The 25,760-nt window shown below is 58.5% G+C and carries 26 protein-coding genes; 15 read left to right on the top strand and 11 right to left on the bottom strand.

Annotation, left to right across the window (positions count from 1 at the left end):
* The first annotated feature begins 18 nt into the window (after positions 1–18).
* Both IT895_RS15645 and IT895_RS15640 read left to right on the top strand, forming a co-directional pair.
* A complete protein-coding gene (locus IT895_RS15645) occupies positions 19–2,199 on the top strand; it encodes a tRNA(Met) cytidine acetyltransferase TmcA (RefSeq protein WP_199283994.1) in 2,181 nt (726 codons plus the stop codon).
* A 32-nt stretch (positions 2,200–2,231) separates the two neighbouring features.
* Positions 2,232–3,698: an aminoacyl-histidine dipeptidase gene (locus tag IT895_RS15640; protein ID WP_085917025.1), complete on the top strand. Its 1,467-nt coding sequence runs from the start codon at positions 2,232–2,234 to the stop codon at positions 3,696–3,698.
* 58 nt (positions 3,699–3,756) lie between these two features.
* On the opposite strand, the gene IT895_RS15635 is transcribed toward IT895_RS15640, so the two are convergent.
* A complete protein-coding gene (locus IT895_RS15635; RefSeq protein ID WP_085917026.1) occupies positions 3,757–4,233 on the bottom strand; it encodes a Dps family protein in 477 nt (158 codons plus the stop codon).
* Between the two features lie 162 nt (positions 4,234–4,395).
* Positions 4,396–5,532: a glycerate kinase gene (locus IT895_RS15630; protein WP_199283993.1), complete on the bottom strand. Its 1,137-nt coding sequence runs from the start codon at positions 5,530–5,532 to the stop codon at positions 4,396–4,398.
* A gap of 92 nt (positions 5,533–5,624) precedes the next feature.
* On the opposite strand from IT895_RS15630, the gene IT895_RS15625 reads away from it, so the two are divergent.
* The 4 genes from IT895_RS15625 to IT895_RS15610 are packed head-to-tail and all read left to right on the top strand — an operon-like array spanning position 5,625 to position 8,183.
* The gene (locus IT895_RS15625; RefSeq protein ID WP_199283992.1) at positions 5,625–6,170 is read left to right on the top strand and encodes a hypothetical protein; all 546 of its coding nucleotides are present in this window, start codon (positions 5,625–5,627) and stop codon (positions 6,168–6,170) included.
* Positions 6,167–6,526, top strand: coding sequence for a hypothetical protein (locus tag IT895_RS15620; protein ID WP_199283991.1), 360 nt, complete (start codon positions 6,167–6,169; stop codon positions 6,524–6,526). The genes IT895_RS15625 and IT895_RS15620 overlap by 4 nt, the downstream gene beginning before the upstream one ends.
* A complete protein-coding gene (locus tag IT895_RS15615; RefSeq protein ID WP_199283990.1) occupies positions 6,523–7,194 on the top strand; it encodes a DUF1007 family protein in 672 nt (223 codons plus the stop codon). Before IT895_RS15620 ends, IT895_RS15615 begins: the two co-directional genes overlap by 4 nt.
* The gene (locus tag IT895_RS15610; RefSeq protein WP_199283989.1) at positions 7,191–8,183 is read left to right on the top strand and encodes a nickel/cobalt transporter; all 993 of its coding nucleotides are present in this window, start codon (positions 7,191–7,193) and stop codon (positions 8,181–8,183) included. Before IT895_RS15615 ends, IT895_RS15610 begins: the two co-directional genes overlap by 4 nt.
* Here IT895_RS15610 and IT895_RS15605 read toward each other — a convergent pair.
* Entirely contained in the window at positions 8,180–8,602 is a 423-nt protein-coding gene (locus IT895_RS15605; protein WP_199283988.1) for an HIT domain-containing protein, read from the bottom strand. The two genes, IT895_RS15610 and IT895_RS15605, sit on opposite strands and share 4 nt — an antisense overlap.
* Positions 8,603–8,748: 146 nt before the next feature.
* On the opposite strand from IT895_RS15605, the gene IT895_RS15600 reads away from it, so the two are divergent.
* Together IT895_RS15600 and IT895_RS15595 are read left to right on the top strand one after the other, a co-directional pair.
* Positions 8,749–8,880: an entericidin A/B family lipoprotein gene (locus IT895_RS15600; protein WP_085917033.1), complete on the top strand. Its 132-nt coding sequence runs from the start codon at positions 8,749–8,751 to the stop codon at positions 8,878–8,880.
* 83 nt (positions 8,881–8,963) lie between these two features.
* A complete protein-coding gene (locus IT895_RS15595; RefSeq protein WP_085917034.1) occupies positions 8,964–9,320 on the top strand; it encodes an I78 family peptidase inhibitor in 357 nt (118 codons plus the stop codon).
* 42 nt (positions 9,321–9,362) lie between these two features.
* Here the strand turns inward: IT895_RS15595 and IT895_RS15590 are convergent, their stop codons facing one another.
* From IT895_RS15590 to IT895_RS15560, 7 genes are all read right to left on the bottom strand, one after another.
* On the bottom strand, positions 9,363–10,367 hold the full coding sequence (locus tag IT895_RS15590) for a hypothetical protein (protein WP_085917035.1): 1,005 nt from the start codon (positions 10,365–10,367) through the stop codon (positions 9,363–9,365).
* 42 nt (positions 10,368–10,409) lie between these two features.
* The gene (locus tag IT895_RS15585) at positions 10,410–10,931 is read right to left on the bottom strand and encodes an acyl-CoA thioesterase (protein WP_199283987.1); all 522 of its coding nucleotides are present in this window, start codon (positions 10,929–10,931) and stop codon (positions 10,410–10,412) included.
* A 72-nt stretch (positions 10,932–11,003) separates the two neighbouring features.
* A complete protein-coding gene (locus IT895_RS15580) occupies positions 11,004–12,314 on the bottom strand; it encodes a short-chain fatty acid transporter (protein ID WP_085917037.1) in 1,311 nt (436 codons plus the stop codon).
* A 96-nt stretch (positions 12,315–12,410) separates the two neighbouring features.
* The gene (locus IT895_RS15575; protein WP_085917038.1) at positions 12,411–13,700 is read right to left on the bottom strand and encodes an MATE family efflux transporter; all 1,290 of its coding nucleotides are present in this window, start codon (positions 13,698–13,700) and stop codon (positions 12,411–12,413) included.
* A 9-nt stretch (positions 13,701–13,709) separates the two neighbouring features.
* Positions 13,710–13,958, bottom strand: coding sequence for a YfhL family 4Fe-4S dicluster ferredoxin (locus IT895_RS15570; protein ID WP_085917039.1), 249 nt, complete (start codon positions 13,956–13,958; stop codon positions 13,710–13,712).
* Positions 13,959–14,030: 72 nt separating this feature from the next.
* Positions 14,031–14,525 (bottom strand): pantetheine-phosphate adenylyltransferase, encoded by a 495-nt coding sequence (coaD, locus tag IT895_RS15565; protein WP_085917040.1) that lies wholly within the window; start codon positions 14,523–14,525, stop codon positions 14,031–14,033.
* Positions 14,522–16,408 carry a beta-ketoacyl synthase gene (locus tag IT895_RS15560; protein WP_199285507.1) on the bottom strand — a complete coding sequence of 629 codons (1,887 nt, stop codon included), beginning with the start codon at positions 16,406–16,408 and terminating at the stop codon, positions 14,522–14,524. Before IT895_RS15560 ends, coaD begins: the two co-directional genes overlap by 4 nt.
* Before the next feature lie 317 nt (positions 16,409–16,725).
* On the opposite strand from IT895_RS15560, the gene trmB reads away from it, so the two are divergent.
* The 6 genes from trmB (at position 16,726) to IT895_RS15530 (ending at position 23,536) form a co-directional block, all read left to right on the top strand.
* On the top strand, positions 16,726–17,391 hold the full coding sequence (gene trmB, locus IT895_RS15555; RefSeq protein ID WP_199283986.1) for a tRNA (guanine(46)-N(7))-methyltransferase TrmB: 666 nt from the start codon (positions 16,726–16,728) through the stop codon (positions 17,389–17,391).
* Positions 17,388–17,717 (top strand): DMT family transporter, encoded by a 330-nt coding sequence (locus IT895_RS15550; RefSeq protein ID WP_085917042.1) that lies wholly within the window; start codon positions 17,388–17,390, stop codon positions 17,715–17,717. Before trmB ends, IT895_RS15550 begins: the two co-directional genes overlap by 4 nt.
* 10 nt (positions 17,718–17,727) lie before the next feature.
* A complete protein-coding gene (gene dacB, locus IT895_RS15545; RefSeq protein ID WP_199283985.1) occupies positions 17,728–19,197 on the top strand; it encodes a D-alanyl-D-alanine carboxypeptidase/D-alanyl-D-alanine endopeptidase in 1,470 nt (489 codons plus the stop codon).
* A gap of 24 nt (positions 19,198–19,221) precedes the next feature.
* Positions 19,222–19,593 (top strand): diacylglycerol kinase, encoded by a 372-nt coding sequence (locus IT895_RS15540; protein ID WP_085917044.1) that lies wholly within the window; start codon positions 19,222–19,224, stop codon positions 19,591–19,593.
* Positions 19,594–19,625: 32 nt separating this feature from the next.
* Entirely contained in the window at positions 19,626–22,580 is a 2,955-nt protein-coding gene (gene glnE / locus IT895_RS15535) for a bifunctional [glutamate--ammonia ligase]-adenylyl-L-tyrosine phosphorylase/[glutamate--ammonia-ligase] adenylyltransferase (RefSeq protein ID WP_199283984.1), read from the top strand.
* A gap of 62 nt (positions 22,581–22,642) precedes the next feature.
* Complete coding sequence (locus IT895_RS15530; RefSeq protein ID WP_085917046.1) at positions 22,643–23,536, top strand: AEC family transporter; 894 nt, start codon at positions 22,643–22,645, stop codon at positions 23,534–23,536.
* A gap of 38 nt (positions 23,537–23,574) precedes the next feature.
* Here IT895_RS15530 and IT895_RS15525 read toward each other — a convergent pair whose 3' ends face one another.
* Entirely contained in the window at positions 23,575–23,949 is a 375-nt protein-coding gene (locus IT895_RS15525; RefSeq protein WP_085917047.1) for a hypothetical protein, read from the bottom strand.
* Positions 23,950–24,110: 161 nt separating this feature from the next.
* Between IT895_RS15525 and IT895_RS15520 the strand changes: the two genes are divergently transcribed.
* Positions 24,111–25,736, top strand: coding sequence for a BCCT family transporter (locus IT895_RS15520; RefSeq protein ID WP_085917048.1), 1,626 nt, complete (start codon positions 24,111–24,113; stop codon positions 25,734–25,736).
* The last annotated feature ends 24 nt before the right edge of the window (positions 25,737–25,760 follow it).

Here is a 25,760-nt window from a genome sequence, read left to right as displayed (position 1 = left end):
TCCCGTCGAGGAGATGTTATGTCGTCGTTACCAACCGGCGAAGCGGTAGCGTCACGGTCGATCACGCTATTGGTTCAACGGGCAAGACAGTTGGAAAGGCGGCGTTGGCGTCAGCTTGTCTGGCTGCAAGGCGGTGCCAGGCAATGTGAAGCGCTAGCAGTTGCGTTATGGAAGTCGCGGGCATGGCGTTCCCCATTATGGATAGGCAAGGCCGCGCCTGTTCAACCCGCAATGAAAGCCAATCAGGCCCCTAATCGGCTCGGTGCCGAGCATCAACTGGTGGTGGTCAATGCCCATGATCACGCAGGTGGCTTCAATCCTGATGCGCTAGGCGCCATTGGCGGGACCCTGACAGCGGGTGGGCTGCTGGTGTTGATCACGCCCACCGACTGGGGCCGGGAGCCCGACCCGGACTACGCGCGCATCGCTGACTCCCCTTGGCAGTGGAACGACCTGACAGCGCGCTACCTGGCACGGTTGGCCGCTCAGTTGAAAACGTCAGAACAGATCATCCGCTGGTTACCCGGAGCGCTGCCTCGACTGGGGCGTCTTGTGGCCACGCCGCCTATAATGCAAAAGCCCGAGGATACCGACTGCATCACGCTGGATCAGGCCACTGCCGTCAGGGCACTGGTTGGTCTCAAACGCAGGCGGCCGCTGGTCATCACCGCCGACCGAGGTCGTGGTAAAAGCGCCGCGCTGGGCATTGCCTGTGTTCGACTGCTACAGCAGCAAAAAACCTCGAGAGTGATTGTCACCGCCCCACGCCTGGCCGCCGTGGAAGCTGTGTTTGAGCGTGTGGCAGCGCTATGCCCTGATGGCAATCGAACCACCCCAGAGCGATTTATATTCACCAACGGCGCTGAACTTTTGTTCGTTGCGCCCGATGCGCTTGGCGAACACGTGACAGCAGGTAAGCTGGGTGGCGACGGCAGCTACCTGATGGTCGATGAGGCCGCAGCACTGCCGCCAGCGCTGTTAGCACAATGGCTGGCCGCCTTTCCCAGACTTGCGTTTGCCACCACCGTCCACGGCTACGAAGGTTCCGGGCGCGGGTTTGCGCTGCGTTTTCGTCAAGTGCTGAATGTGAAGACACCGGACTGGAAGGCACTCACCCTTGATACACCGGTTCGTTGGCAGGCGGCGGATCCGCTTGAAGAAACGCTCAATCGTTTGTTGCTATTGAACGCGCCGCTGCCCACCGCTAAAGAAGCATTAGCGCTACCCGCTGCTTCCTATGAGGTCTCCAGAGATGAACTTGTCCTGGACGAGGAGGCTCTTGCCCCACTATTTGGTCTGCTGGTGCAGTCTCACTATCGCACGACCCCCAGCGACTTGCGCCAGTTGCTGGATGGCCCCGGTATGCGCCTGCGCGTTATCGGCCATCGGCAGCGGCCGCAGGCGGTGCTGGTCACCCGTGAAGAAGGAGGCTTTGCGGTGGACCTTGCTGATCAGGTGGCGCGCGGAGAACGCCGCCCCCAGGGGCATTTAATGGCTCAATCACTGGCGGCACATTCGGGCTGCCGGGATGCGTTGACAGCGTGTTGGCGGCGGGTGGTTCGCATTGCCTGCCACCCTGACTGGCGTCGTCAGGGAGTGGGGGGCAGGCTGTTGAGCGATGATCGGCAACAAGCCGTCGGTCAGGGCGCCATGCTGTATGGCGCGACCTTTGGGGCCGATGCAGGGCTGCTGCGTTTCTGGCGTGCCGAAGGGTTTAGAACGGTGCGCCTGGGCGTTACTCGTGAACCGTCAAGCGGTGAGTTCGCCATTATGGTGGCAAGCGCCCTGACTCCAGCAGGTGAAAAAGTGCTGGATGCCCTTTCCGGACGATTTATCTCCCTGCTGCCCAACTTGTTGGCATTTGAATTGGCGCGCTTGCCCGCTGAGGTGGTGAGCCTGGTGATTAACGAACTGCCCGAGCAGCCATTAACTGAGGTTGAGTGGCAGGATATCGACGATGTGGCGACAGCACATCGAGCTCCCGCGCTTGCCCGGTCGTCCTTGCAGGCACTGGCCCGCGAAGCGAGTCGCTGGCCGCTGTCGGCAGCGGGTCAATCAGCGCACCAGCAACTGGCCGCCTGGGCGTTCCAGAATCAGCCGCTTGACGATGCGCCGAGCGTGTCTGTGCAAGCGCTACGCGAGGCGGTGCGAACCCTTTGGGCTCAGCAACCGCTTCCCCCCGCTGCCCGGGACCGTTAAAGTAAGCCGGTTATCCATGATAAAGAGTTTCCATGAACGAACATCTTGATGCGCTGACCCCCACACTCGTGTGGCAGCACTTTCGTACGCTGTGTAATACGCCTCGCCCATCCGGCCATGAGGCCCAGCTTGTTGAGTTGCTGGAAGCCTGGGCAGCGACACAAGGCATGGCCCATGACCGTGATGCCTTTGGCAACCTGCGCCTGCGCAAGCCGGCCACCCCGGGTTATGAACACGTCCCAGGGCTCATCTTGCAGGGTCATCTGGACATGGTGGCTCAAGCCAATGCCGGGCACGCGCATGATTTCCAGCGTGACCCGATCGCGACCTATGTCGCTGACGGTTGGCTGCATGCCGAGGGCACGACCCTCGGGGCTGATAATGGCCTTGGGGTGGCCGCGATTTTAGCGCTGCTTGAAGATCCCGCGCTTACCCATGGCCCTCTGGAAGCCTTGTTTACCCTTGAGGAAGAAACCTCAATGGGCGGTGCCCTGCATCTGGCCGAAAACTGGCTGGAAGGAGAGCGCCTGCTGAATCTCGACAGCGAGGATCATGGCGAGGTGTTTATTGGCTGCGCGGGTGGGGCCGATGTGGTCGTTAATGCCCAACTACCTAGTGCTGCACTCAGGGACAATGAGTGCCTGCTCAGACTGTCGCTGACGGGATTAAAGGGCGGCCATTCGGGGATGGATATTCATAAGCCGCTAGGTAACGCCAACCGCCTGTTGGTACGCGTGCTGCGCTCCCTCGAGCATGTCGATGCCCGGTTGCTTAACTATCAGGGTGGCACACTGCGCAATGCGATCCCTCGCGAAGCCTTTGCCGATATCGCCCTGCCCGTTGACGAGCAGCAAGAGGCGCTGGCTATTGTTAGCGAATTGACGCAAACGCTGCAGCGCGAACTGGGCAGTGGTGATGAGGGTATGCGGCTGGTTGCCGAGCCTCTAAGCCCAAGTAGAAATGTTGAACCGCTGACACTGGATGCCAGCACGATGCTGGTGGCCGCGTTGCATGCAGCCCCCTGTGGCGTCGAGCGGATGAGTGCCGATGTGCCCGGTGTGGTTGAAACGTCCAACAACCTGGGGGTGGTGAGCCTCGATAAAGGGCGCTTTCACCTATGTGCACTGGTGCGCTCGCTACACGACAGCGCCGTCACGGCGATGGCGGACCGCTTTAAAGCACTGTTTGAACTGATCGGGGCACGAGTTAACGTCGAGCACGGCTACCCGGGCTGGGTACCCAACCCCAACGGTGATCTGCTCAAGCGCTTTAACGCCTGCCACCAGTCGCTGTTAGGGAAACAGCCAGCAGTCAAGGTAATTCATGCGGGGCTTGAATGCGGTATTCTGGGCAGTAAATACCCACATCTCGATATGTTGTCTTTTGGCCCCACGATTCGCGGTGCGCACTCGCCGGATGAGCGCGTGGAGCTGGCAACGGTGGACGAGTTCTGGCGCTTGCTGAAAACGCTGGTGGAAGACCTGGCGCATAACCCCTGAACCCAAAAACGGCACCCGATGGGTGCCGTTTTCATTCGACGACCGGCTTCTGAAACGCTTATTTACTGAGGTAGGCGTTCAGCATCCAGACGGTTTTTTCCTGCTCGCGAATGTAATCGCTTGCCTGCGATGCGGTGCCTTCATCGTCAGCATCTGACGCGATGGACAGCAACTCACGCTGCAATTCGATTAGCGCTTGATAGCCGCGCAGTACGCCATTGACGCAGGCGGTGCCGTCATGGACGTCTTTGTCTTCCTCGATACGCGAGAGCTTGATGTAGTCACTGTAGGCGTGGACAGGTTTGTGGCCCAGTGTGAGGATACGCTCGGCAACTTCATCCACTTTCGTCAGCAAGTCTGTGTAAAATTCTTCAAACTTGGCGTGCAGCTCGAAAAAGTCGTTACCTTTGACGTTCCAGTGATAGCCACGAACGTTCATATAAAAGATCTGATAGTTGGCGAGCAGGTGATTGAGTTTTTCTGCCAACTGGCTGGCGCTGCCTTCGTGAAGACCGATGCTGTTGGTATCGGACATATCTAGACTCCTTGATGGGCACCGCTGCGCGGCGACAAATGTTGGTGATTAGGTTAAGAGGGCGGACTAGCGTTGCAAAGCAGGTTTTTTGCATTGCCGCCATAGCGCTAGCCCATTACCTATCAATCTATAACCAATAAATGCAGACGAGGCCGTCGTTTTTCAAGGGCGGGCCGACTGCCAAAGCCGAACCAGGTTTTCGCAACGTGCTTCAAGCAGCTCAGCCGTTCTGGGCAATGCGTCGCTTAACGCCATCGGGCCATCCGCAAGCGCAAAGGCGGCGGTCACGCCTTCCTGCAAACAGGCCTGCCAGCCATCGCCCAGACTGCCGGCCAAGACAACCACCGGCACCTGATGCCTCGCGGCCGCTCGAGCAACGCCGATGGGTGTCTTGCCGGAAAGGCTTTGGCCGTCCAGACGTCCCTCTCCGGTAATTACCAGGTCGGCCTGGGCGAGCAAGGTATCAACCCCGGCCTGCTGCATGAGCATGTCGATGCCCGGTTTCAGCGTGGCGCCGAGGAATGCGTGCGCCGCAAAGCCCATGCCGCCCGCCGCACCCGCTCCGGGCAGGTCGCGGTCATCACGGCCCAATGTATCGGCCGCAATGTCGGCGAAATGGCTGAGCGCTTGGTCAAGTTGCTGAACATGAGCGGGTGTCGCGCCTTTCTGTGGTCCGAAGACGGCGCTGGCGCCGTGCTCGCCCAGCAGCGGGTTATCGACATCCACCGCGGCATCAATGGCCAGTTTGCCAAGCCGAGGGTCCAGCTCCTCTAACGATAGCGCCGCAAGGTCGGCAAGCGCTGCTCCGCCTGGGGGCAGCGCTTGTCCTTGGCCATCGAGCAGGCGAGCCCCCAGTGCCTGGAGCATGCCAGCACCCCCATCGTTGGTCGCGCTACCGCCTAATAGCAGTAGCGCCTTCTCTGCACCGTGGTCCAGTGCTGCGAGAAACAGCTGGCCCACGCCATAGGTAGACGTATAACGCGCATCGCGCTCGTTCTGGGTAAGTGGTTGCAGGCCACTGGCTTCTGCCAGTTCAATAAACGCGGTACGCTGCTCGGCAAGCCAGCCCCAATAGGCCTGGCTCGGGCGGCCCAGAGCATCCAGCACCGTTTGTTGACGACGCTCGGCCCCGGTTGCCGCGATCAGGGCATCGAGGCTGCCTTCGCCACCGTCAGCCAATGGGCAGATCAGCGGATGCAGGTCAGGGTCCGCCCTTGCGGCGCCCCGGGCCATGGCATGAGCCGCTTCTTCTGCGCTGAGTGCGTCTTTAAAACTATCAGGGCAAAACAGGATATGCATGGGCACCCTTTTCAATGATCATGGTCTGTAGAATGAGCTTAGCGCGCCATGCCGAAGCAAACCAGCACCATCCGTCAACCCAAGGAGTGGTTATGAAGTGGATGCCGTTCAGTTTCATATGCCTGCTCGCCCTTGGCGGCTGTCAGGCGGTACCGTCATCGCTGCCCAATGCGGACCCCCTGCCTTCCCCGGCGTGCTACTTTCCAAGCGAGGCGCCTTCAACCTTGACTGCCAGTGTCGATGTGCTGACTGAATGGGGCTTCAGTCTGGACGCAAGCGATACCCGGTTAGGTTTTTTAAGCGCCAGTCGAGAGCGTGAGCTACATGGTGCGTCAGACCTTTACGCCTCGCCGCATTTCAGCTCACGAATGTCGCTGAGCGTGTTCGGCGGGATGGGCGTTGGCAGCCGGTCGCATTTGGGAGTTGGTTTGGGTGGTGGGTTTGGCCAGTTGCCCACCGAAGTAGAACGGGTATCGCTGCTTTGGGATAACCATCACGTGCGAGTGTCACGCGATATCCGCCGGTTTGATCAGTATGGCAGTTTGCGCACGGGGCGTAGCGCCAGTACCGACGATTTTTGCGCGCGATTCCAAACTGCCCTGGACGCGTATACGGCCACAGGAGACAGCGCACCATGAGAGTGATTCATTGGGCCGCGGCTGGCTTGCTGTTAATGCTCAGCGGCTGCGCGACGACACCGCCGCCGGAGCCACGCGAACTGGTCTATCAGGCCCCGGCTGAAGACACCTTTCGCGCGGCAGTTAGCCTGATGGTCGAGCAAGGCTATGTCCTGCGCCACGCCGATTTATCGCTTGGGCGTGCCGAAGGCGTGTTGACACGCTGGCCAGGTTACCGGCTAGTGCTCGAGGTGAGTGAGGTAGGCAGAGACAGCCATGTGAGCGTTTCGGCGTGGCGTGGTGGGCAGTCGTTACCGCCGAACCGTCTGGATCCATGGTTGGTGGCGCTCCAAAGCCGCCTGGGGTTGGTACCATGACGTATTTGCTCCGCTGGCTGGCACCCCGCTGGGTCGGCTTTATAGGTGCGTTGAGCCTGTTGGCAAGCGCGAGCGCCATGGCGCATCCCCACGGATGGATAGATATCAGCGTCCGTGTGCTCACCGATGACCAGGGACGGGTAACGGGCCTGCACCAAACCTGGCAAATGGATCCGTTCTATAGCCTGGTGGTATTCGACGAGCTGCAACGTGTCGATGGGGCGACGCTCGACGAGGGGCTTGATCAGTTAGGTGGCGAAATACGCAACAATCTCGCCAGCCAAGGCTACTTTACCGAAGCGCGGATAGACGGTGAGCGCCTGCCGCTTAAAGAGGTTAGCGAATACACCGCCATGCGACGCGATAATCGACTGACGTTTATTTTTATCCTGCCGTTCGCATCCACGCCAGCATTAAGCGGCAGCACGCTCACGTATCAAGTGTATGACCCGACGTATTACCTTGAGGTGGTGCATAAAGCGGAAGGTGACGAGCCAAGCGACAATGCCCTTGTGCTGCGTGATATGCCCGAGTGCGAGCTCACCATCATGCCCGCTGACCCGGATCCCGAGAAGATCATGGAAGCGTCACGCCTGGATGCCGATGAAAGCGGCGAGCCGGGGTTAGGGCGCTATTTTGCTGAAACGGGTCAGGTGGTGTGTCCATGATGTCTCGGCGTTTACCTTTAGGGTTGCTATGCCTTTTAGCCCTGGGAGTTGCCGTCGCAAGCCTTGTCGTGTGGCAGGGCGGGTTAGCGTCAATGAGTTACACCTTGCTCGGCTGGCAGCGTGAGTTGCACCGGGACCTTACCCTTGCGCTGACGGCGCTTTCAGAGCAGTCAGCGGTGGCAACCTGGGCAACACTGCTGGGGGTAAGTTTTGGCTACGGCGTGTTTCATGCCGCCGGGCCAGGGCATGGTAAGGCGGTGCTGGCAACATTCTTGATGTCTCACGGTGGTGCCGTGGGGCGTGCCCTGGGGCTTTCGTTTGCCGCAGCGCTGCTCCAGGGGCTAACGGCCATCGTGTTGGTGGCCATCCTGGTCTACGGCCTCGGCTGGGTAACGCGCCAGGCGATGGGCAGCGTCGTATGGGTGGAATACGCCAGTTTTCTTCTGGTGGCGACCCTGGGGGTATGGCTTTGCTGGCGGGCTGTTGGCCAACTGCGCCGAGCCTATGCTGTGAACGACCACGACCACGACCACGACCACGACCACGACCACGACCATGCATGCTGCGGGGGGCACCATATTGGCCCGCAGCAATCGCTTGATTGGCGCACCGCGCTGATGACCGTCGGTGCGATTGGCATGCGCCCGTGCAGCGGGGCGGTGCTGATGCTAGGCGCAGCAGGCTTGTTGGGTCAGTTTGCGGTGGGGGTGGCCGCTGTTGCCGCCATGTCGTTGGGCACTGGGCTCACCGTATCGATGCTTGCGCTGGCCAGTGTTGTGGCGCGAGGCTGGGCGCAGCGTCGTCTGGCGCGTCAGGGGGCCGCTCACCACCGCGTTCAGCGGGCAGCGGGTTGGGTGGCCCTTGCGGGGGGCATCGTGATTGTCACGCTGGGCGTTTCGCTCTGGGCGGCCGGTGTCGCACAGCCGGTGGGGGACCCGGTGTTAGGCGAGCCGCCGTCTCGGTCAGGCAACCCGCTCACCGGTGGTTAGCGTAAGTCCAGCGTTTCAATCAGCGCCGAAAGACGTGCTTGCATGGTTTGCTGTTTGTTGGGCGTGTATGGCTCGGCCCTGCCATACCCCCAAACGGGCGCTGGCCAGGCCTCGTCGTCGTGGTGGCGAATCACTACATGCACATGCAATTGGCTGACCACGTTACCCAGCGTGGCGATATTGAGCTTGTCGCCGTTAAAGGCGGTCTTCATCACCTGGCCCAACTGGCCTGCCTCCCGCCAGAGCTGTTGCTGGTCGTCGGTCGTCAGTTCAAACACCTCGCTCAGCGCAGCACGCCTGGGCACCAGTACTACCCAGGGATAGCGCGCGTCGAGCATTAACAAAGCGCGGCAGAGCGGCAAGTCTGACAGTAGCAGCGTATCCTTGGCCAGGCGCTCATCAAGTGCAAAGGTTGTCATTACGGTGATCCTCATCGGGTAGTAAAAGGTATGGCTTTCAAAGTAGGCGCCATACTGAAAAGGCTGTTACCCTGAAAGTGCTTTTGGCTCATACGTATTGAGTTGAAGTATCCCGATAGTGATTGAATTTGTTAAGGAGAACACTCATGAAAAAACTACTGGCAATGAGCTTTATTCTTTTAATGTCGGCAGGCGTACTGGCGGGCTGCAATACCCTCAGTGGCGCAGGCCAGGATATAGAAGAGGGCGGTGAAGCCGTTCAGGACGCGGCAAGCTAAGCAAAGTGGTACCAGGCGGACCGACGTTTAGCGTCGGTCCGCTGCGTTATAAACGCATTTTTCATGTAACAGGAGTCTCAAGGATGATGTGTTGGCGAGGTTGGCAGCTTAGTGTTTTAACACTTTTATCTCTCTTCTTGGCGGCCTGTGCCCAGACCCCCGGCGCGGGTGATGATGTCCCGAGTGCGCCCCCGCCGCCGCAGGTTGGTAGCGCTCACACCACCGATGATGAAAGGACAGCCTGCCGTCTGGAAGATATTCAATTTGCCTTGGGAGCGCCGATAGATGGCACCTCAAGCGACGCGCTGGCGCAACAAAGCGGTGCTCAACAAGTTCGCGTGTTGCGGCCAGAGGAGGCTGCCACCCTGGACCATCGCCCGGGGCGGCTGAATATCCACCTCGACGATAATGACGTGATCGAAAAGCTAAGCTGCGGTTAGCCCGCATTGATCCTTCAGTGTCATCGGTTTTTTGTCTGTCAGCTAGTCGTAGCGGTCCTTCCAGCGCTGGCGGTTGACCTGTTCTTTGAGTAATTCCAGGACGTCGTACACCACCTGTTCGGTGACCCGGTCACTGCCTTCGTCTGGGGTCAGCCAGCTATCAAAGCCATTTTCCGCCGCGCCTTCAACGAGCCGTTGAAACTCGGGGGAGTGAATCGACAGGGCGACTTCATCCACCAGCCGTTGGGCAACGCCGCTTAACGATGCTTCCATGGCGCTGGTGGCAGTCTCTCCCATGGGCAGGCGGCGTAGTCGCTGGATTTCGGGACTTTCACGCAGCGTACGGCTGACCAACTCGCTGATCGCCGCCATGATGGCGTGTCGGTTGTGCTGGTAGGCAGTGCCCACAGACGTCTCAAGCCGCTGGGCAATTTCCTGGATGAGTTGCTGTTTGCGAGGCATGACGACACGGTCTATGACCTGTTCGGTCAATGAGTCGCTTGAGCGTATTTGCTGTTGAACATTCCCAAGCAACCGCAGGGCGATACGGTCGGAGAGCTCTTCCAGCAAGATATCGTAATACTTGCCGAAGAACTTATAGATCCACCAACCCTCGACGTTGATAAGACGCAGGCGGTGCAGCCGGTAAAGCAGCGAGATAACCCGCAGAATGCGCAACCAGCGCAGCCCGCTCAGCGGGATGCAACCAAGGACGTCGTACCAGTGTACAAAGGGGTAGAAAAACCAGCGGTGGTAACGGCGCTCGGCAATCGCCACGGCCCAGCCCAGCAACACGTCAGCGATAAAAATGCTGACAAAAAACAGGTCGATGGTAATGAAGCGGCTATGAATGGTGGTCGCGTAGGCGCCATGAAAGCTCGGCGATATCGCCTCTATCGTCTGGTTGATCGGAGCAAGTAAAAATAGTGAATCGAACAACAACAAACCGAGGTTGATCACCACGGCCGCAAGAATGAAAAAGTCCCAGCCAATGTGTGCGTACTCAACGCCCTTGGGAAGATGGGGATAGCGCTCCCTGGCAGGCATGGCAGCTCCTTTGGCTTAGTTGGCGGGCGTCGGCAAGACGGATCAAGTCGGCGTTTGTGATTGATGCTGCTGTTGGGCCAGCTGTTCTTGATGCTCGGCTTGTTTGCGCATTTTTTTGCGCAGGGCGGCTTTCTCAAAGCGTAGCTGCTGCAATGGCGTTGCCAAGGCAAGTGGCGGAACTTTAGCGGGTTTTCCGTCGGCGTCTACCGCCACCATACTGAGATAGCAGCTATTGGTATGGCGGATCAGTTTATTGCGGATATCTTCCGCCACCACCTTGATGCCAATTTCCATCGACGAACGCCCTACGTGATTGACGCTGGCCAAAAAGGTGACCAGTTCACCAACGTGAATGGGTTGCTTGAAAAGCACCTGATCGACCGACAGGGTGACTACGTAATGGCCGGAATAGCGGCTGGCGCAGGCGTAGGCAACCTCGTCGAGTTTTTTGAGAATCGCACCACCGTGAACTTTGCCACTGAAATTCGCCATGTCAGGCGTCATTAAGACAGTCATGGACAATTCATGCTGACCGGGCAGGGCGGTCATAGGGGTATCCGACATGGGCTCTACTCGTCTATTGAGATCAATGTAAAGCGCCTGCCTTCATGGCAGGCGCAGACGCATTGCCTGAGCTTAAAACCAGACAAGGCCAACCGAGATGATGGCACCGGTAATAAACAGCTGAACCAGGCAAAAGCCCATAATATCCTTGGCTTTCAGGCCCGCAATCGCCAGAACCGGCAAGGCCCAGAATGGCTGCAGGAGGTTGGTCCAGGCATCACCCCAGGCAACCGCCATGGCAATGCGTGAAATGTCCGCCCCCAGGGCTTCCGCCGCGGGCAGCATGACCGGTGCCTGAACAGCCCACTGACCACCGCCTGAAGGCACAAACAGGTTGACGATCCCCGCGCTGATGAACGACCAGAAGGGTAGTGACGTTTCAGTGGCAAACGAGATCAGCCATTCGGACATGCTCTGTGCCAGGCCGGACTCGACCATGATGGCCATAATGCCGGCATAGAAGGGGAACTGGATGACAATGCCAGCGCCACCTTTAATGGCTTCGTGCAGGCTGTTGAGCAGGTTGCGCGGTGTGCGGTGAAGAACAATCGCCAGAAACAGGAAAAGAAAGTTCACCACGTTGAGGTTCAAGCCGCCCCCGCGCAGCAGGAAATGATCGGCCAGGAACAACAGTCCTGGAATACCTACCAGCCAGGCCAATGAGGTGCTGTTTTCCAGCTTTTCAGCCGGGCGGGTAATACGGCCTTTGGTCTCTGGCTCATCGTCCAGCAGCTTGGTGTCTACATAGACGCTGTCTTTTTCGTCCGGCAGCATCAGCCGGTTGACCAGCGGAATGGAGATGAACAGGCACGCCACAATGGCCAGGTTAAAGAACGCAAATACCGTTGAGCCGGTGCCGATAATGCCGATATCGTCAGCGGCAAAGTGGCCCTCGGTGGCAATGGTGAGCGGAATTGAACCCGCCAGCCCACCGTGCCAGACCACAAAGCCGGAGTAGGCGCTGGCGACCAGTAGTCGGTAATCGACACGCACCAGGCGAGCCAGTTCCTTGGCAAACAGCGCGCCTACCACCAGGCCGAAGCCCCAGTTAATCCAGCTTGCTGTAAGCGATACCAGGGTGACCAGAATAATCGCGCCACCGGGGCTTTTCGCCGTACTGGCGAGGCGTTGCAGTAGTCGTTTGACCGGGGGAGAGCTGGCCAGCATGAAGCCGGTGACCAGTACCAGCAGCATCTGCATGGAGAAGGTCAATAAGCCCCAGAAGCCGTCGCCCCAGAAACGCAGGACAGCCAGTGGCGTCTGACGCTCGATGGCAATCGCCGCGACAGCGGCAATCAGGGTCAGCAGCAGTACAAAGATGTATGGATCGGGAAGATAGCGTTCGACCATCTTCACCGCCGGTTTGGATATCATTTTCAACATGGCAGGCTCACTTTTTCATTATTAGGAAGTGCACCGCTAATATACTGGGCAACGACCGTTTTTTCATCCTCACAGGCAGGTTTGACAAGTGCTTGATCAACGCCAGCGAGTAAGACGGTAGTGACGGTAATAGCCTATCAAGACAGCCGAGCGTACACAGGTAAATGCCATGAAGGCGAGCCACAGACCATGGTTGCCAAGTTCTTGGGTTAGCCACCAGGTAGGCAGGTAGGCCGCCAGGCCGATAAAGATGCTGTTGCGCATGGCCGCGATGGATGTCGTGCCGATAAACACGCCGTCCAGCAGGTAGCTCCACACGGCGATCAGTGGCATCACGACCATCCAGGGTAAGTAAGTGGCGGCAGTGGCGCGAACTGCTTCAAGACCGGTGAGCATGGCAATCAACCCATTGCCGCCCACAGCGAACACGAGTGCGGCGCCGGCGGCAGTCCACCAGGAAAATCGCGCCGCCGCCCGCACCGTGTCGGCAAACGCTGGCCAGTCATCACGGCCAACGGCACGCCCCACCAGCGATTCCGCTGCGTGGGCAAAGCCGTCAAGGGCATAGCTGGTAAGCATGATGAACTGCAGGAGTACGGCATTGGCGGCGAGGATGGTGTCGCCCTGGCGTGCACCCTGGGCAGTGAAAAATGCCATGGCAAACAAAAGTCCGAGTGTGCGTATAAAAAGATTGGCGTTGACGTTAAACAACGCCGCATAGGCAGAAAGAACCCCCAGACGGCTACGCAGAAACGTCCCTTCGAGCTTGCCTAGCTGACGCAAGACGAGAAAACCGCCGAATGCCAGGGCGGAATAGTCGGCGATCACGCTGGCCCACGCCACGCCATCGCTGGTGAGGCCCAGGCCCATCACGAACCACACATCAAGGACGATATTCACGCTGTTGGTAAGCACCAGGATCATCAGCGTGACGCGAGCGTTCTGCTGGCCGAGGAACCAGCCCAGAATGGTGTAATTGGCCAAAACCGCCGGGGCCGACCATAGACGTATTTCAGCGTAGCTTCTCGCAAGGGCTGTGGCGGCCTCGCTACCATCTAGCAGCCATAGTCCCAGGGCAATAATCGGCGATGCGAAGGCAATCAATAAACTGCCGATAACGACGGCCATGATCAGCGATTGGCCAAGCAGGTTGCGCACATCGCTGTCGCTTTCTCGGCCGACTGCCTGGGCGACTAGCCCCGTAGTGCCCATACGTAGAAAGCCAAACCCCCAATACAGGAAGCTGAACAGGGTGGCACCCAGGGTAACGGCAGCCAGGTAGCGGGAGTCAGGCAGGTGGCCGACCACGGCTGTATCCACCAGCCCAAGCAGCGGCACCGTGATGTTGGAGATGATGATGGGCCAGGCTAGCTGCCATATACGCACCTGATTAGCCTAGGCAGCCGTGATAAGACGGTACTTGTGCATCAGTTGGTCGTGCGTTTCGGGGCGTTCCGGGTCAAGTGGAATGCAGTCGACCGGGCAAACCTGTTGGCACTGGGGTTCGTCAAAGTGACCCACGCATTCGGTGCACAGATTGGGATCGATTACATAGATTTCTTCGCCAGGCGAGATGGCGTCGTTGGGGCATTCGGGTTCACAGACGTCGCAGTTAATGCACTCGTCGGTAATCATCAGGGCCATGGGTATACCTCACGGATGGCGTTCACACTCGGGTAATGCGATTACCCGAGTGTTTTGCTCAACATTAGCGTCTTAGCCATTGTAGTGCTTACGCAACGTCTCTGCGACCTTGGGATGAACCAGCGGTGATACATCGCCGCCAAGCTTGGCAATTTCCCGCACCATCGTGGAGGAGATATAGGAGTTTTCCACTGCTGGCGTGAGGAAAACGCTCTCAAGCTCCGGGTTCTGGGCGCGGTTCATGTTGGCGAGCTGAAGCTCGTACTCAAAGTCGGAGACGGCACGCAGTCCGCGCAGAATAATCGTTGCGCCCTGTTCGTGCATCATGCTGGTGAGCAGATTGGAAAAGCCGATGACGCCCACATTGGGTAACCCTGCACAGACCTCCTGAGCCAACTCGATGCGGGTGGCTAAATCCAGGGTTGGGTGTTTGCCGGGACTGGCGGCGATCGCAATTACCACCTTGTCGAACATGCGGGCGCCGCGCTCGATTAAATCGTAATGGCCGTGAGTGATGGGGTCGAAGGTGCCCGGGTAGACGGCGATATTGACGCGCTGATCCGTCATGACGTTGGCTCCTCATCATCCAGGCGGCCGAAGGGGTTATCGCTTTCCAGCGATACCGCGTGGTCATATCCGGGAATATGGATGCGATCCGCCCGAATATCCAGTTCGGGTCCTTCAAGTACCGCTTCACCAAACTGATAGCGGGGTGCGTAATGGCCTTGGTCGGCATGCGCCAGATAGGCGGCGGCATTCTCACGAACGCTTTCGCGGCGTGTTTTCCAAGCCTGGATGGCAGCGGCGCCATGGCGCTGCGTTAACAGGCGTTCGGTCACCGCAGGAGACAGCACAACGCCGGTTGCGTTATTACCGCCGAATCCCTTGGCGTTGATGAGGGCGGCATCGGCGTTAAACGGCTGGGCAACTGACGAGAAGCGCAGGCGGTTGGCGTAAACATCGTCAGCCACGGCGTCCAGGGTGGGAATGCCGGGCAGTAATTGGTGGGCAAAGCTGCCCAGTGCGCTGACCAGTTGATCGCCGGCCGCGCTACCCTGGGAGTGGCCGATAAAGGCTTTGACCGCCACCACCGGCCAGTCGTCGATGCCGTTGGCGCGGGCGATCTCATCAAAGACGTGGGATTCGGTAAGGCGGTTTTTGGGTGTGCTGGTGCCATGAGCGTGCAGGAAGCTGCGTGACCTCAAGGCGTTGTCGCCCAGCATGTTGCGGATCAACGATGCTGACTTGCCAAGCGTAATATAGTTGCCAATACCGGGAGCTGAAATAGACCGTTTGTAGCCGTCGGCGTTGACGAATACCTCCGGCACGGCGCCTAGAATATCGGCGCCGACTTCAAGGGCCAAGGCATCGTCCATCAACAGCACAAACTGGCTGGCCTCGGCCATGGTAAAACCACAGTTGCGCGCAAAGGGGCGGCAGGCACGTTGGTAATCTGCATCGGTCAACAGCTCCAGCGTGTCGAGCGCCTTGAGGCTGGCATCATCGGCCAGGGCGCCCATGGCCCGGAAGCCTTCGATAATCTCGGGGGTGATCGGCGCATCGGCGGTGCCGACCATCACCACACGGCGTCGCCCGGCACGAATATCGTCGATACCCAGTCGCAGGTTGTAGAGAAAGCTCGCGCAGGCACCCAGCGCGGCGCCGGTGCCCCCAACGCTGCCCAGCACGTAGGCGTTCAAGAAGTCGGCGGGCATCTGGCCATAGCCTAACGGCATCTGCTTAGAGGTGGCGCGCTGTCCGCTGACCAGGCTCTTCAGCAGTCCTCCCCAGCCCAGTTCGTCTAGCTGACCGATCGAATTACCTGCATAAACGGCAATATGGTCCGGGTTCAACTGCTGGCGAAGGTGTTCCCACGAAAGGCCGCTGGCGCCCAGGCAATCACTGGCCCCAAACACTGACATCGCCAAGCCGCGAGGGTGATGTACGCTGCGGTAAAGGCTGGCGGGGTCGAAGCCGGTAGGCAATTGAGCCGCCGCGCGCACCTTTGGGGGCTGCGCATCGGGAAGCAGGGCATTCATCTCACCTGCGGGCACGCAGACTTCAACCGTACGCAGGTCGATATCCTGAACCTGCCAGCTGTAGGGTAGCTGTTCAGGCAGCTGTCGACGGCGCAGCCGAAAACGCAGCGGCTCAGCGAGTTGCATGCTCACATGGCGATTGGCTGGGAGCCCAGGCTCGCTGAAACGCGGGTCTTCATTGCGGCGAATCAGCGTGTGGTTCAGAACGTATTCGCGTAACGTATCAGCCGGGGCCTTGATGGGCTGTCCTGCGCTGTCGTGCCACCCCTGGGGAGACGGCGAAGCCAGGCGCATCAGTGCCGCCAGCCCCTCTATTGTCTGGCGTTGCTGGTCAGCAGAGAGGGCATCAAGCACGGTCCGGCGGAAGGCCTGATGGCCCGAGGTTCTGCCAGCGGGATTGATGCCGCCCATGCCGACAATCACCGGTAAGTGTGACAAGCCGGGTTCCTCGTGGTGCGGTGGTTTAAATAACAGTTATCGGCAATGCGTCACTGACAGTAACACCTGTTGCTTATAAGCAAAGAGTCTTACCCGCCGCTTTGCACTTAATAAATATGACAAAATGCGTATTGCTGCCAGTGATCATATCACCGGGCGAGCAGCGGCGTCATGCCGCAACCATGCTGGACTGGTAGAATCGCATTATTTACGCGATTTATTGTGCGCTGGTGCCCGGGTGCGGGTGACATGGCGCGATGGTCGACAGATCCTTTTACAAGAGAGTCAATATGCAGCAGCCTTCGAGGCCGGTGGTGACCAATCAGCCAGGCCCGCACCACGATTTGGCCCGCCGGGTCAGCCGTGGGCTCACTCATCCACTGCGTAAGCCGATTGCGAGGCATACCCAGGAAGCATTCGCCTCCGTAGCGCAGTGGTATGAGTGCCAGTCAGGTCCGTTGATACTCGATGCGGGTTGCGGCGTTGGGTTTTCGACCCGGCGGCTGGCGGAGCAGTTCCCTGATCATAAGGTTATCGGTGTTGATCGCAGCGAGGACCGGCTCACCCGGGCTCATGGCGAGCTGCCCGCCAATGCCCGGCTGGTGCGCGCCGATCTGGTCGATTTCTGGCGGTTGGCGCACGAGGCCGGGTGGGCACCCGAACGGCACTATCTGCTTTACCCGAATCCTTACCCAAAGGCGTCGCATTTGAAAATGCGCTGGCATGGACATCCGGTCTTCCCCACACTGTTGGCGCTGGGAGGCTTGCTGGAAGTCCGCTCAAACTGGTCGCTGTATATTGAGGAGTTCGCCATGGCGGCCTGCCAGGTGACCGGTCAGCGGGCCGACGTCACTGAATGGGTGCCCAGCGGTGAATATTTAACACCGTTTGAGGCCAAGTATCATCAAAGCGGCCAAACACTATGGCGCTTGCGTGTGGCATTGGAGTCGACATGACATTTGTCTATTTGGTGCTGGCGATTATTGCCGAAGTGATTGCTACCAGCGCTTTAAAAGCGTCAATGGGATTTACCCGTCCGTTACCAAGCCTTCTGGTAGTCGGCGGTTATGGGATGGCATTCTATTTGTTGAGTCTGGTGCTGCGTAGCTTGCCAGTCGGGATCACCTACGCCATCTGGGCAGGGCTGGGGATCGTACTGGTCACGCTGGTGGGTATAGTGGTTTTCGGCGAAAAGCCGGATGTGCCCGCGGTCGTCGGTATTAGCCTGATCGTCGCCGGTGTGGTGACGTTGCAAGTATTTTCGAAAATGAGCGTGCATTAAGGAGAGGCGGATGTTGCGCGGTGGCTGGCAGCGTTTTAGTAGCAGTGATTGGGGATGGCGGTCAGCAGTGGGTGTGCTGAGCTTTTTGATCAGTTGCCCGTTGTGGGCTGATTTTAGCCGGGTAGGCCAGCTTCAGGATAAAGGGTTTGCTGTCAGCGCCGAGGCGCGTTTGCTGAATGCCGATGCGGCACCGCTGGCAAGCATTGAGCCGATGAGCCAGCTTTCCCCGGCATCGGTTACCAAGGCGTATCTGGCTGCTGCTGCGTTGGAGCGCTTTGGTCCCCAGCATCGGTTTACCAGTCAACTGGTCAGTTCCGGGCGTGTTCAAGACGGCGTTTTACGCGGGGATCTGATTTTCGAGGGCGGCGGTGACCCCGGTCTCACCACCGAAGATATCTGGCGTCTGGTGCAACGGTTGCAGCAAACAGGCGTGCGTCAGGTTGAGGGTGCTCTGGTTGTCAATCAGTGGCGCTTTGGCCCTGTTGACTGCATCACCACCGACCGCTGTGACGCGCTGACGCGTGTTGCCAATGCTTATAGCGCGCCGCTGTCGTCAGCGGGTGTGAATTTTGGTAGCTGGTGTGCCAATGTCGCTCCCGCGTCGGTGCCCGGCAACCCGGCGCGAATATCGCTATGCGACGGTCAGTCCTTGGGGACCACGATTGACAATCGGGTGGTAACCAAGCCCGATAACAGTGGCACCGAGATCAGCGCCGAAAGGATCACCAACGCCGACGGTGATATCTTTCGGTTGAGCGGGCAAATATCAACGAATGCCCGGGCACGGGATGTTTATCGTGGTGCGGGAGATGCCGCTGAGGTCACCGCCGAGGTAGTGCTGGGCATGCTCCGGCAGGCAGGGATTAGCGTGCGTGATGGATGGCGCATCACCTCGATACGGCCGCCAGGTGATGCGCAGCGACTTGCCGCGGTGGATAGCAAGCCGCTACAGGAATTGCTGTTGCGCATCATGAACTATTCAAATAATTACATGGCCGATGTGCTGGCCCTCAACCTGGTGGAGCCTCCCCAGGTACAGCTTCGCGAAGCGGGGCTGGCGTTGGAGCGTTATGCCGAGAGCCTGCCGGGGCACGGGCCGCTGACGCTATACAGCGGTAGCGGGCTGACCACCGAAAACCGTACATCGGCGCATGGTATCAATGTAATGCTGACCGAGATGTTCCATGAAAGTGCGCTATTTCCGAGTTTTATAGCGGCCTTTCAGTCACCCGCCAACGGCGTGATGCGTTTTATTCGGCGCGGTTCCGATACCTTTCAACACAATGTCATGTTAAAAACCGGTACGCTTAATCAGCCCTTCGCCGTGCGCGCTGCTGCCGGCTACTTTCGCACGGCTCAGGGGCGTTGGGGGGTATTCAGCGTGTTGGTCAACGGTAATGCCAGTACACCTTACCTGAACTGGTCGCAGGTGCTGGATCCGCTGACCAAAGATCTTGAAGCCATGATACTCGCCAATTGACGACTTTATTTTGAGGCAACCGCCATGAAACCAGGGCACACCGGCTTGACGCATTTGGCGCATTCAACGCGCTACTCATGGAAAGGATTGAAAGCGGCGTTCCGCAACGAAGCCGCGTTCCGTCAAGAGGTCACCATTACGGCCATTCTAATACCGTTTGCCTGGTGGATTGGCGAAGGCCCGGTGAGCTGGCTGTTGCTGATCGGCAGCTGTTTTTTCGTGTTGGTCGTTGAGTTGCTCAATAGCGCGATAGAAAACGTGGTGGACCGTATTGGCACCGAGCACCATGAACTTTCCGGGCGGGCCAAGGATATTGGCTCAGCGGCGGTGATGCTGTCGTTGATACTCGCCGGGCTGACCTGGGGCCTGTTAGGCTGGCTGAAATTCGTCGGCTAACGTAAGACTCACTCCAGGGCAGCGAGGTCATTATGCAACTCAATGAGGCGTTTTTACCGCTTGATATCTTACCCAAAGCGCTTCAGCCGGTGACGAAGCAAGCTTGGCAGCGGCTTTGTGAGGCGCTTTCCCAGGCGGACAACGTGGCTGACATGACCCAGCAACCACTGCCGTCTGCTGATTGGCCATCGCTGTCCGCTGAACGCCGCAAGGACCTGACCCGCGTTCTTTCAGTCTCGAGTTTTGCGCTCGATACGCTGATCCGTTATCCCGACTGGCTGGCGACGCTCGACAGTGGCGGTGAGTTGGATGCCACGCCGACAAGGGACGACCAAATCCAGCTGTTAGCCAGCGCGCTGGAAAATGCCGATGACGAAGACGCCATGCATCGGGCCATTCGCCGTTTCAGGCGCGCGCGTATGCTGGGTATCGTGTGGCGGGACCTCAATCGGCCGCCGGGCTACACCATGTGGGATACCGCCCATGCAGTCTCCCAACTGGCAGAGATCTGTCTTGAAGCGGCGCTTGGCTGGCTCGAACAGTTTTATGCACCGCGCTGGGGGCTGCCAGCCCCTACACGTGATGGCGAGCCGCAGCGACTAGTGGTGCTGGGTATGGGGAAACTGGGGGCCGGCGAGCTGAACCTGTCCTCGGATATTGACCTGATCTTTGCGTTTGCCGAAAACGGCGAAACCCAGGGCGGCCGCAAGCCGCTTGAGCATCAGGAGTATTTCACCAAGTTAGGCCAGAAGCTCATCGCGGCGCTGGATGCCATGACCGCCGATGGCTTTGCCTTCCGTGTTGACATGCGTCTTCGCCCGCTGGGCGACGGCGGGCCGCTGGTGGGCAGTTTTGCGATGCTTTCCAGCTATTATCAGGACCAGGGCCGCGAGTGGGAGCGGTATGCGATGCTAAAGGCGCGTCCTGTTGCGGGTGACCTGGACGCGGGTGAGGCGCTGCTGGCCGGGCTACGCCCCTTTGTGTACCGCAAGTATCTGGATTTTGGCGCCATCGAGTCGCTGCGCGAACTGAAAGCGATGATCAATCGCGAGGTGAAGCGTAAAGGCATGCAGCAAAACATCAAACTGGGGCCTGGCGGCATCCGCGAGGTCGAGTTTGTGGTGCAGGCATTTCAACTGATTCGCGGTGGGCGCGACACCGAACTTCAGGTGGCTTCCTTGCATACGGCGTTGACACGCTTGCCAGCGCTTGGGCTGTTACCTCAGGAAGTGGTGGATGATCTGTTGCCGGATTACGCCTTCCTGCGCGATATCGAGCACGTCCTGCAGGCCCTGGAAGACCGCCAAACGCAAACACTGCCCGGTGCGGAAACGGATCGTGAACGGGTCGCGTTTGCCATGGGGCACGATGATTGGCCGAGCCTTGTGCACCAGTTGGATGAAGTACGCGAACGTGTTCGTCATCACTTCGACGCGGTTATTGCCGAGCCTGAAGACGAAGTGGAGAACGACAGCGATGAGCAAGCGCCGGGGCTTGAGCAGTGGCGGCTGCTTTGGCGTGGCGAGCTGGAGCAGGACGAAGCCCTGGAGCGCCTGGGGGAGGCAGGGTTCAAGGCCCCTGACAAGACACTCACGCGACTGTCTCGTTTGTATCATTCGCGTCAGGTGCAAAGCATGCAGCGTATTGGCTTTGAGCGCCTGGATGCGTTGATGCCTCTGCTGCTGGATGCCCTGGCCGATAATGACACGCCGGATACGGCGCTTTCGCGTGTTCAGCCGCTGATCGAAGCGGTGCTGCGGCGAACGGCGTATCTGGCCCTGCTGCGTGAAAACCCCCATGCGCTTGAACATCTGATGCGTTTATGCGCGGCAAGCCCCTGGATCGCCGAGCAGCTGGCGCGCTACCCCATTCTGCTGGATGAGTTGCTGACCCCCGATACCCTCTATACGCCGGCCGATAAAGACCGTCTGGCGGATGAACTGCGCCAGACACTGAACCGGCTTCCCGAGGATGACGAAGAAGCCCAGCTCGAAGCGCTACGGGTCTTCAAGCATGCCCAGATGCTCCACGTGGCAGCTTCGGATATCGTAGGCACTCGGCACTTGATGAAAGTGAGTGATTACTTAACTTATATCGCCGAGGTGATCCTGGATGCCGTGCTGGCGATGGCCTGGAAGCATCTCGCTGCCAAGCATGGCGTACCCAGCGGGTGTGATGCCCGCGAGCCCGCGTTCTTGATTGTGGGTTACGGCAAGCTAGGGGGAATCGAGCTTGGCTATGGGTCCGACCTGGATCTGGTGTTTCTCCACGATAGCGATGGACAGGGGACCACTGATGGCCCGCGGCCCATCGATACGCCGGTATTTTTTACCCGCTTGGGGCAGCGGGTTATTCATCTGCTCACGGCGGTAACCCCGGCGGGCAGCCTGTACGAGGTCGACATGCGGCTCAGGCCTTCGGGTAATTCCGGTCTATTGGTCACCTCGCTCGCCGCCTTTGCCGATTATCAGCGCCAGCACGCCTGGACCTGGGAACACCAGGCGCTGGTGCGAGCGCGCGTGGTGGCGGGTAACGCATCGTTGGCAGACAAGTTTGACCAGTTGCGCGGTGATATTCTGGGGCGCAGTCGGGATACGATCGCTTTGCGCGACGATGTGGTCAACATGCGTCAAAAAATGCGCGATCATCTTGCCACCAAAAGCGAGGGGGATACCTTCGACCTCAAGCATGACGCCGGGGGCATGGTGGATATCGAGTTCTTCTGTCAATACGCGGTGTTAGCACTTGCTAACCAGACGCCGTCGCTGCTGACCTATAGCGATAACATTCGTATTTTAGAGGCCCTGGCAGAGAGTGGGCACTTACCAGAGGAAGAGGCGGAACAGCTTCGCGAGGCGTATCTTGCATACCGGAGCGCGACCCACCGGGCCGCGCTGACCGGTGACAAAGCCGTGGGGCGTGCCGCTGATTACGAGGCCCATCGTCATGTCGTAACGGCATTGTGGCAGCGCTTTTTGGCGCCTTGAAGGCTGACAAGGACAGTGGATGAACACAGTACAGCAGGTAAGCAGAAGAGTAGAGGCGCGCGATGATCGGTAATATTATTGGCACCTTGCTGCCCGTTTTTCTGATTGCGGGAGCGGGTGCTGCCTATGGGCGCTTTCGCACGCCGGATATTCGCAGTTTGAATACCCTGAACATGGAGCTGTTCGTCCCGCTTCTGGTGTTCGCTGTACTGGCCGACCGGCAGGCACCACTGGCCGATTACGCCTGGCTGGCAAGTGCCGCCGTAGCCGTTGTGCTGGGCTCGGGGGTGGTGTTGTGGCCGGTTGCACGCTGGCTGGGTCTGGATATCAAAACCTTCCTACCTCCGATGATGTTCAACAATTCCGGCAACATGGGCGTGCCCTTGTTGGTCCTGGCATTTGGAGAGGAAGCGCTTCCGGCGGCGGTCGTGGTATTTATTATAGAAATGCTGCTGCATTTTTCGGTCGGCCTCTACATGCTTGATCCACGCACGTCGCTGTGGCGTTTGCTGCGCATGCCGATTGTCGCGGCGAGTCTGGCGGGTTTGGCCGTCAACGTTAGCGGAATGCCGTTGCCCGACTGGCTTTTAGAAGCAATGAACATGCTGGGTGGGGTATGCATTCCGCTGATGCTGTTTGCGCTCGGGGTGCGGCTGCTGGATATCGATTTCAGCGACTGGCGAACCGGCCTGCTCGGCGCCTTGCTGTGTCCTCTGTCGGGACTGGTCATTGCGCTACCGCTGATTGTGCTGCTGCCGCTTAATAGTCTTCAGGCGGCGGTATTGCTGGTGTTCGGCGCGCTACCGCCTGCCGTGTTGAATTACCTGGTTGCGGAGCAGTATCGACTGTCGCCGCACAAGGTGGCTTCCATCGTGTTGATAGGTAACCTGGGCAGCCTGGTGGTAATGCCGCTTACCCTGGCGGCGGCCTTTATCTGGCTTCATGCACCCCAATAAAGCCACCTGCCGTGGAAACGGGGGCATTCAAGCACTATCTAACTAACGCCATCGTCAGTTTTCTTGCCCGTTTCAGTTTTAATTTCATACTGTCCTTCGAGAACATCCTGATGGCGAGAGCCTGAAGAAGGTTCGGAATGGTTGCCGCCAATGTCCTGGGCCTGTTGGGCGCGCATCTGCTCCATGCGTTTTTTCATCTTGTGGCGGACAAAGGGCATCATGGCCCAACCCACCAACAGGAAAAAAAGACCCAGCACGACGCCGACAATCATTAACAGGCCAAATGCCAGCCAGGTAAAGAGCAGCTTCAAGCTACCCATGACGCCATTTGGTTGAGTCCGGGTTGCCCGGGCGCGCCACTGGTGGGCGGCCTGCCAGGCGGCATTGCGTTGATCACGATTCATGTGGGGCATGAAAGCCTCCCTCGTTTGGTGTCACTGCTTGGAACACACCGGTTGGGGAGAGTTCAGTCACCTGGCTGGACCATAAGTTAAAGTCGCGTTGCATGCAGAGCAAGGGCGCAGGTGTTACGCTCCTTTGCAGCGTAACGAGTTCATTTTAACAGGGTTGTTGTATGGCAAATCATGGAGGAAAGTCGGTGTTCATCGCATCGACACTGATCATTTTTGGCTTGGTGGTTGTCGGCGCATCTTTCCCGGAAAGTTTTGGCAGTGCCGCAGAGTCGGCACTCGCGACGATCACCGAGTTGTTCGGCTGGTTCTACCTATTTTCCGTGTTTGGCTTTGTGGTGTTTTTGTTTGGCCTGGCGCTCAGTAAATACGGAAAGGTGCGCCTGGGGCCTCAGGACAGTCGGCCCAACTATACCTTCTTTTCCTGGATCAGCATGCTGCTGGCCGCCGGATTCGGCGTAGGCCTGGTTTTCTACGGCATGGCCGAACCCATGTTTCATTACATTGACCCGCCCTACGGAGATGTGACCGCAGAAAGCGAAGCCTCGGCACGCTACGCGATCCAATACAGCTATTTCAACTGGGGGATTCACCAGTGGGCAGCGTTTTCTGTCGTCGGTTTGATCATTGCCTATTTCCAATTTCGTAAGGGCCAGGCGGGGCTGGTGTCCTCGGTTCTGTCATCGGTCACGGCGAAGCACCCAAGAATACGTCCTTACGCCTCCTGGCTGGACGTGTTTGCTGTAGTGGCCACGGTCATGGGGGTGGCGACTTCGCTAGGCCTTGGTGTGTTGCAGATGAATGGCGGGTTGAATGCCGTCTTTGGCCTGCCGGAAAACGGTTTTTGGCAGTTCGTCATCCTGTTCGTAATGTTTTGCGCTTATATGCTTTCCACTTGGTCAGGCCTTGATAAAGGCATCAAGCGTTTGTCCAATCTGAACATGATCCTGTGCATTGGCCTGATGCTTTATGTGTTGTTTACCGGCCCGACCGTCGCGATTCTCGAGACCATTACGGTCGGGATTGGCGATTATCTGCAAAACTTTATCGGTATGAGTTTGCGTACCGCGCCGTATAGCGATGAGAACTGGGCGAGCAGTTGGACCATTTTCTACTGGGCATGGGTTATCGCCTGGTCGCCTTTCGTGGGTACCTTTGTGGCCCGCGTGTCCAGGGGGCGTACGATCAAGGAGTATGTCTTTGGCGTGCTGTTGGTGCCGCCGCTACTGGCCTGCTTGTGGATTGGTGTATTTGGCGGCGCCGCGCTCAACATGGAAATTGTCGGTGAGAATATTGGTCTGGCGGCGGCGACCCAGGACAATATTACGGTGGCGTTATTTGAAATGTTCGAACTGATGCCGTTTTCCGGCGTGCTGTCACTCATTGCCATCATGTTGATTTTTGTTTTCCTGGTGACGTCCGCCGACTCGGCGTCTTACATCGTGGCGCAAATGACCGATAATGGTTCTATCAATCCGCCGCTTTACAAGCGGGTGTTGTGGGGTGTGCTGATCGCCGCGATCTGCTTTACCCTGATTTTGGCGGGCGGGCTGACCGGCCTGCAATCGGCAGCGGTGCTGTCCGCGCTGCCGTTTACCTTTATTCTCTATATGATGGTGATCGTGCTGGTGCGCGAACTGCGTGCCGACCGTAAAGCGATGCTTACCCAGCTCTACCGTCGCCACGGTGAAACGCCTGTGGGGGCCGATGCTTTTGAAGCGGAAGAGCTAGGCGAAGAAGAGCGTTTACGCCGTGCGCCCAACGTCGTCAATCGGCGTATCAATCACTGAAGGTGTCCCATGAAGGGTAACGAC

Origin of the sequence: Halomonas sp. A40-4 (genome assembly GCF_015767635.1) — a bacterium.
GTDB lineage: Bacteria > Pseudomonadota > Gammaproteobacteria > Pseudomonadales > Halomonadaceae > Vreelandella > Vreelandella janggokensis.
This window is presented reverse-complemented; position numbering and strand designations above follow the sequence as displayed.

Bases quoted from the DNA above. Each gene is read 5' to 3' on its own strand.
- IT895_RS15580 (WP_085917037.1), bottom strand. From the start codon at position 12,314: ATGTTGAAAATGATATCCAAACCGGCGGTGAAGATGGTCGAACGCTAT.
- IT895_RS15530 (WP_085917046.1), top strand. From the start codon at position 22,643: ATGATCGGTAATATTATTGGCACCTTGCTGCCCGTTTTTCTGATTGCG.
- trmB (WP_199283986.1), top strand. From the start codon at position 16,726: ATGCAGCAGCCTTCGAGGCCGGTGGTGACCAATCAGCCAGGCCCGCAC.
- IT895_RS15595 (WP_085917034.1), top strand. From the start codon at position 8,964: ATGATGTGTTGGCGAGGTTGGCAGCTTAGTGTTTTAACACTTTTATCT.
- IT895_RS15570 (WP_085917039.1), bottom strand. From the start codon at position 13,958: ATGGCCCTGATGATTACCGACGAGTGCATTAACTGCGACGTCTGTGAA.
- IT895_RS15560 (WP_199285507.1), bottom strand. From the start codon at position 16,408: ATGGGCGGCATCAATCCCGCTGGCAGAACCTCGGGCCATCAGGCCTTC.
- IT895_RS15635 (WP_085917026.1), bottom strand. From the start codon at position 4,233: ATGTCCGATACCAACAGCATCGGTCTTCACGAAGGCAGCGCCAGCCAG.
- IT895_RS15610 (WP_199283989.1), top strand. From the start codon at position 7,191: ATGATGTCTCGGCGTTTACCTTTAGGGTTGCTATGCCTTTTAGCCCTG.
- IT895_RS15550 (WP_085917042.1), top strand. From the start codon at position 17,388: ATGACATTTGTCTATTTGGTGCTGGCGATTATTGCCGAAGTGATTGCT.
- IT895_RS15645 (WP_199283994.1), top strand. From the start codon at position 19: ATGTCGTCGTTACCAACCGGCGAAGCGGTAGCGTCACGGTCGATCACG.
- IT895_RS15525 (WP_085917047.1), bottom strand. From the start codon at position 23,949: ATGCCCCACATGAATCGTGATCAACGCAATGCCGCCTGGCAGGCCGCC.
- IT895_RS15605 (WP_199283988.1), bottom strand. From the start codon at position 8,602: ATGACAACCTTTGCACTTGATGAGCGCCTGGCCAAGGATACGCTGCTA.
- IT895_RS15630 (WP_199283993.1), bottom strand. From the start codon at position 5,532: ATGCATATCCTGTTTTGCCCTGATAGTTTTAAAGACGCACTCAGCGCA.
- IT895_RS15585 (WP_199283987.1), bottom strand. From the start codon at position 10,931: ATGTCGGATACCCCTATGACCGCCCTGCCCGGTCAGCATGAATTGTCC.
- IT895_RS15620 (WP_199283991.1), top strand. From the start codon at position 6,167: ATGAGAGTGATTCATTGGGCCGCGGCTGGCTTGCTGTTAATGCTCAGC.
- dacB (WP_199283985.1), top strand. From the start codon at position 17,728: ATGTTGCGCGGTGGCTGGCAGCGTTTTAGTAGCAGTGATTGGGGATGG.
- IT895_RS15590 (WP_085917035.1), bottom strand. From the start codon at position 10,367: ATGCCTGCCAGGGAGCGCTATCCCCATCTTCCCAAGGGCGTTGAGTAC.
- IT895_RS15640 (WP_085917025.1), top strand. From the start codon at position 2,232: ATGAACGAACATCTTGATGCGCTGACCCCCACACTCGTGTGGCAGCAC.
- IT895_RS15600 (WP_085917033.1), top strand. From the start codon at position 8,749: ATGAAAAAACTACTGGCAATGAGCTTTATTCTTTTAATGTCGGCAGGC.
- glnE (WP_199283984.1), top strand. From the start codon at position 19,626: ATGCAACTCAATGAGGCGTTTTTACCGCTTGATATCTTACCCAAAGCG.
- IT895_RS15540 (WP_085917044.1), top strand. From the start codon at position 19,222: ATGAAACCAGGGCACACCGGCTTGACGCATTTGGCGCATTCAACGCGC.
- IT895_RS15615 (WP_199283990.1), top strand. From the start codon at position 6,523: ATGACGTATTTGCTCCGCTGGCTGGCACCCCGCTGGGTCGGCTTTATA.
- coaD (WP_085917040.1), bottom strand. From the start codon at position 14,525: ATGACGGATCAGCGCGTCAATATCGCCGTCTACCCGGGCACCTTCGAC.
- IT895_RS15625 (WP_199283992.1), top strand. From the start codon at position 5,625: ATGAAGTGGATGCCGTTCAGTTTCATATGCCTGCTCGCCCTTGGCGGC.
- IT895_RS15520 (WP_085917048.1), top strand. From the start codon at position 24,111: ATGGCAAATCATGGAGGAAAGTCGGTGTTCATCGCATCGACACTGATC.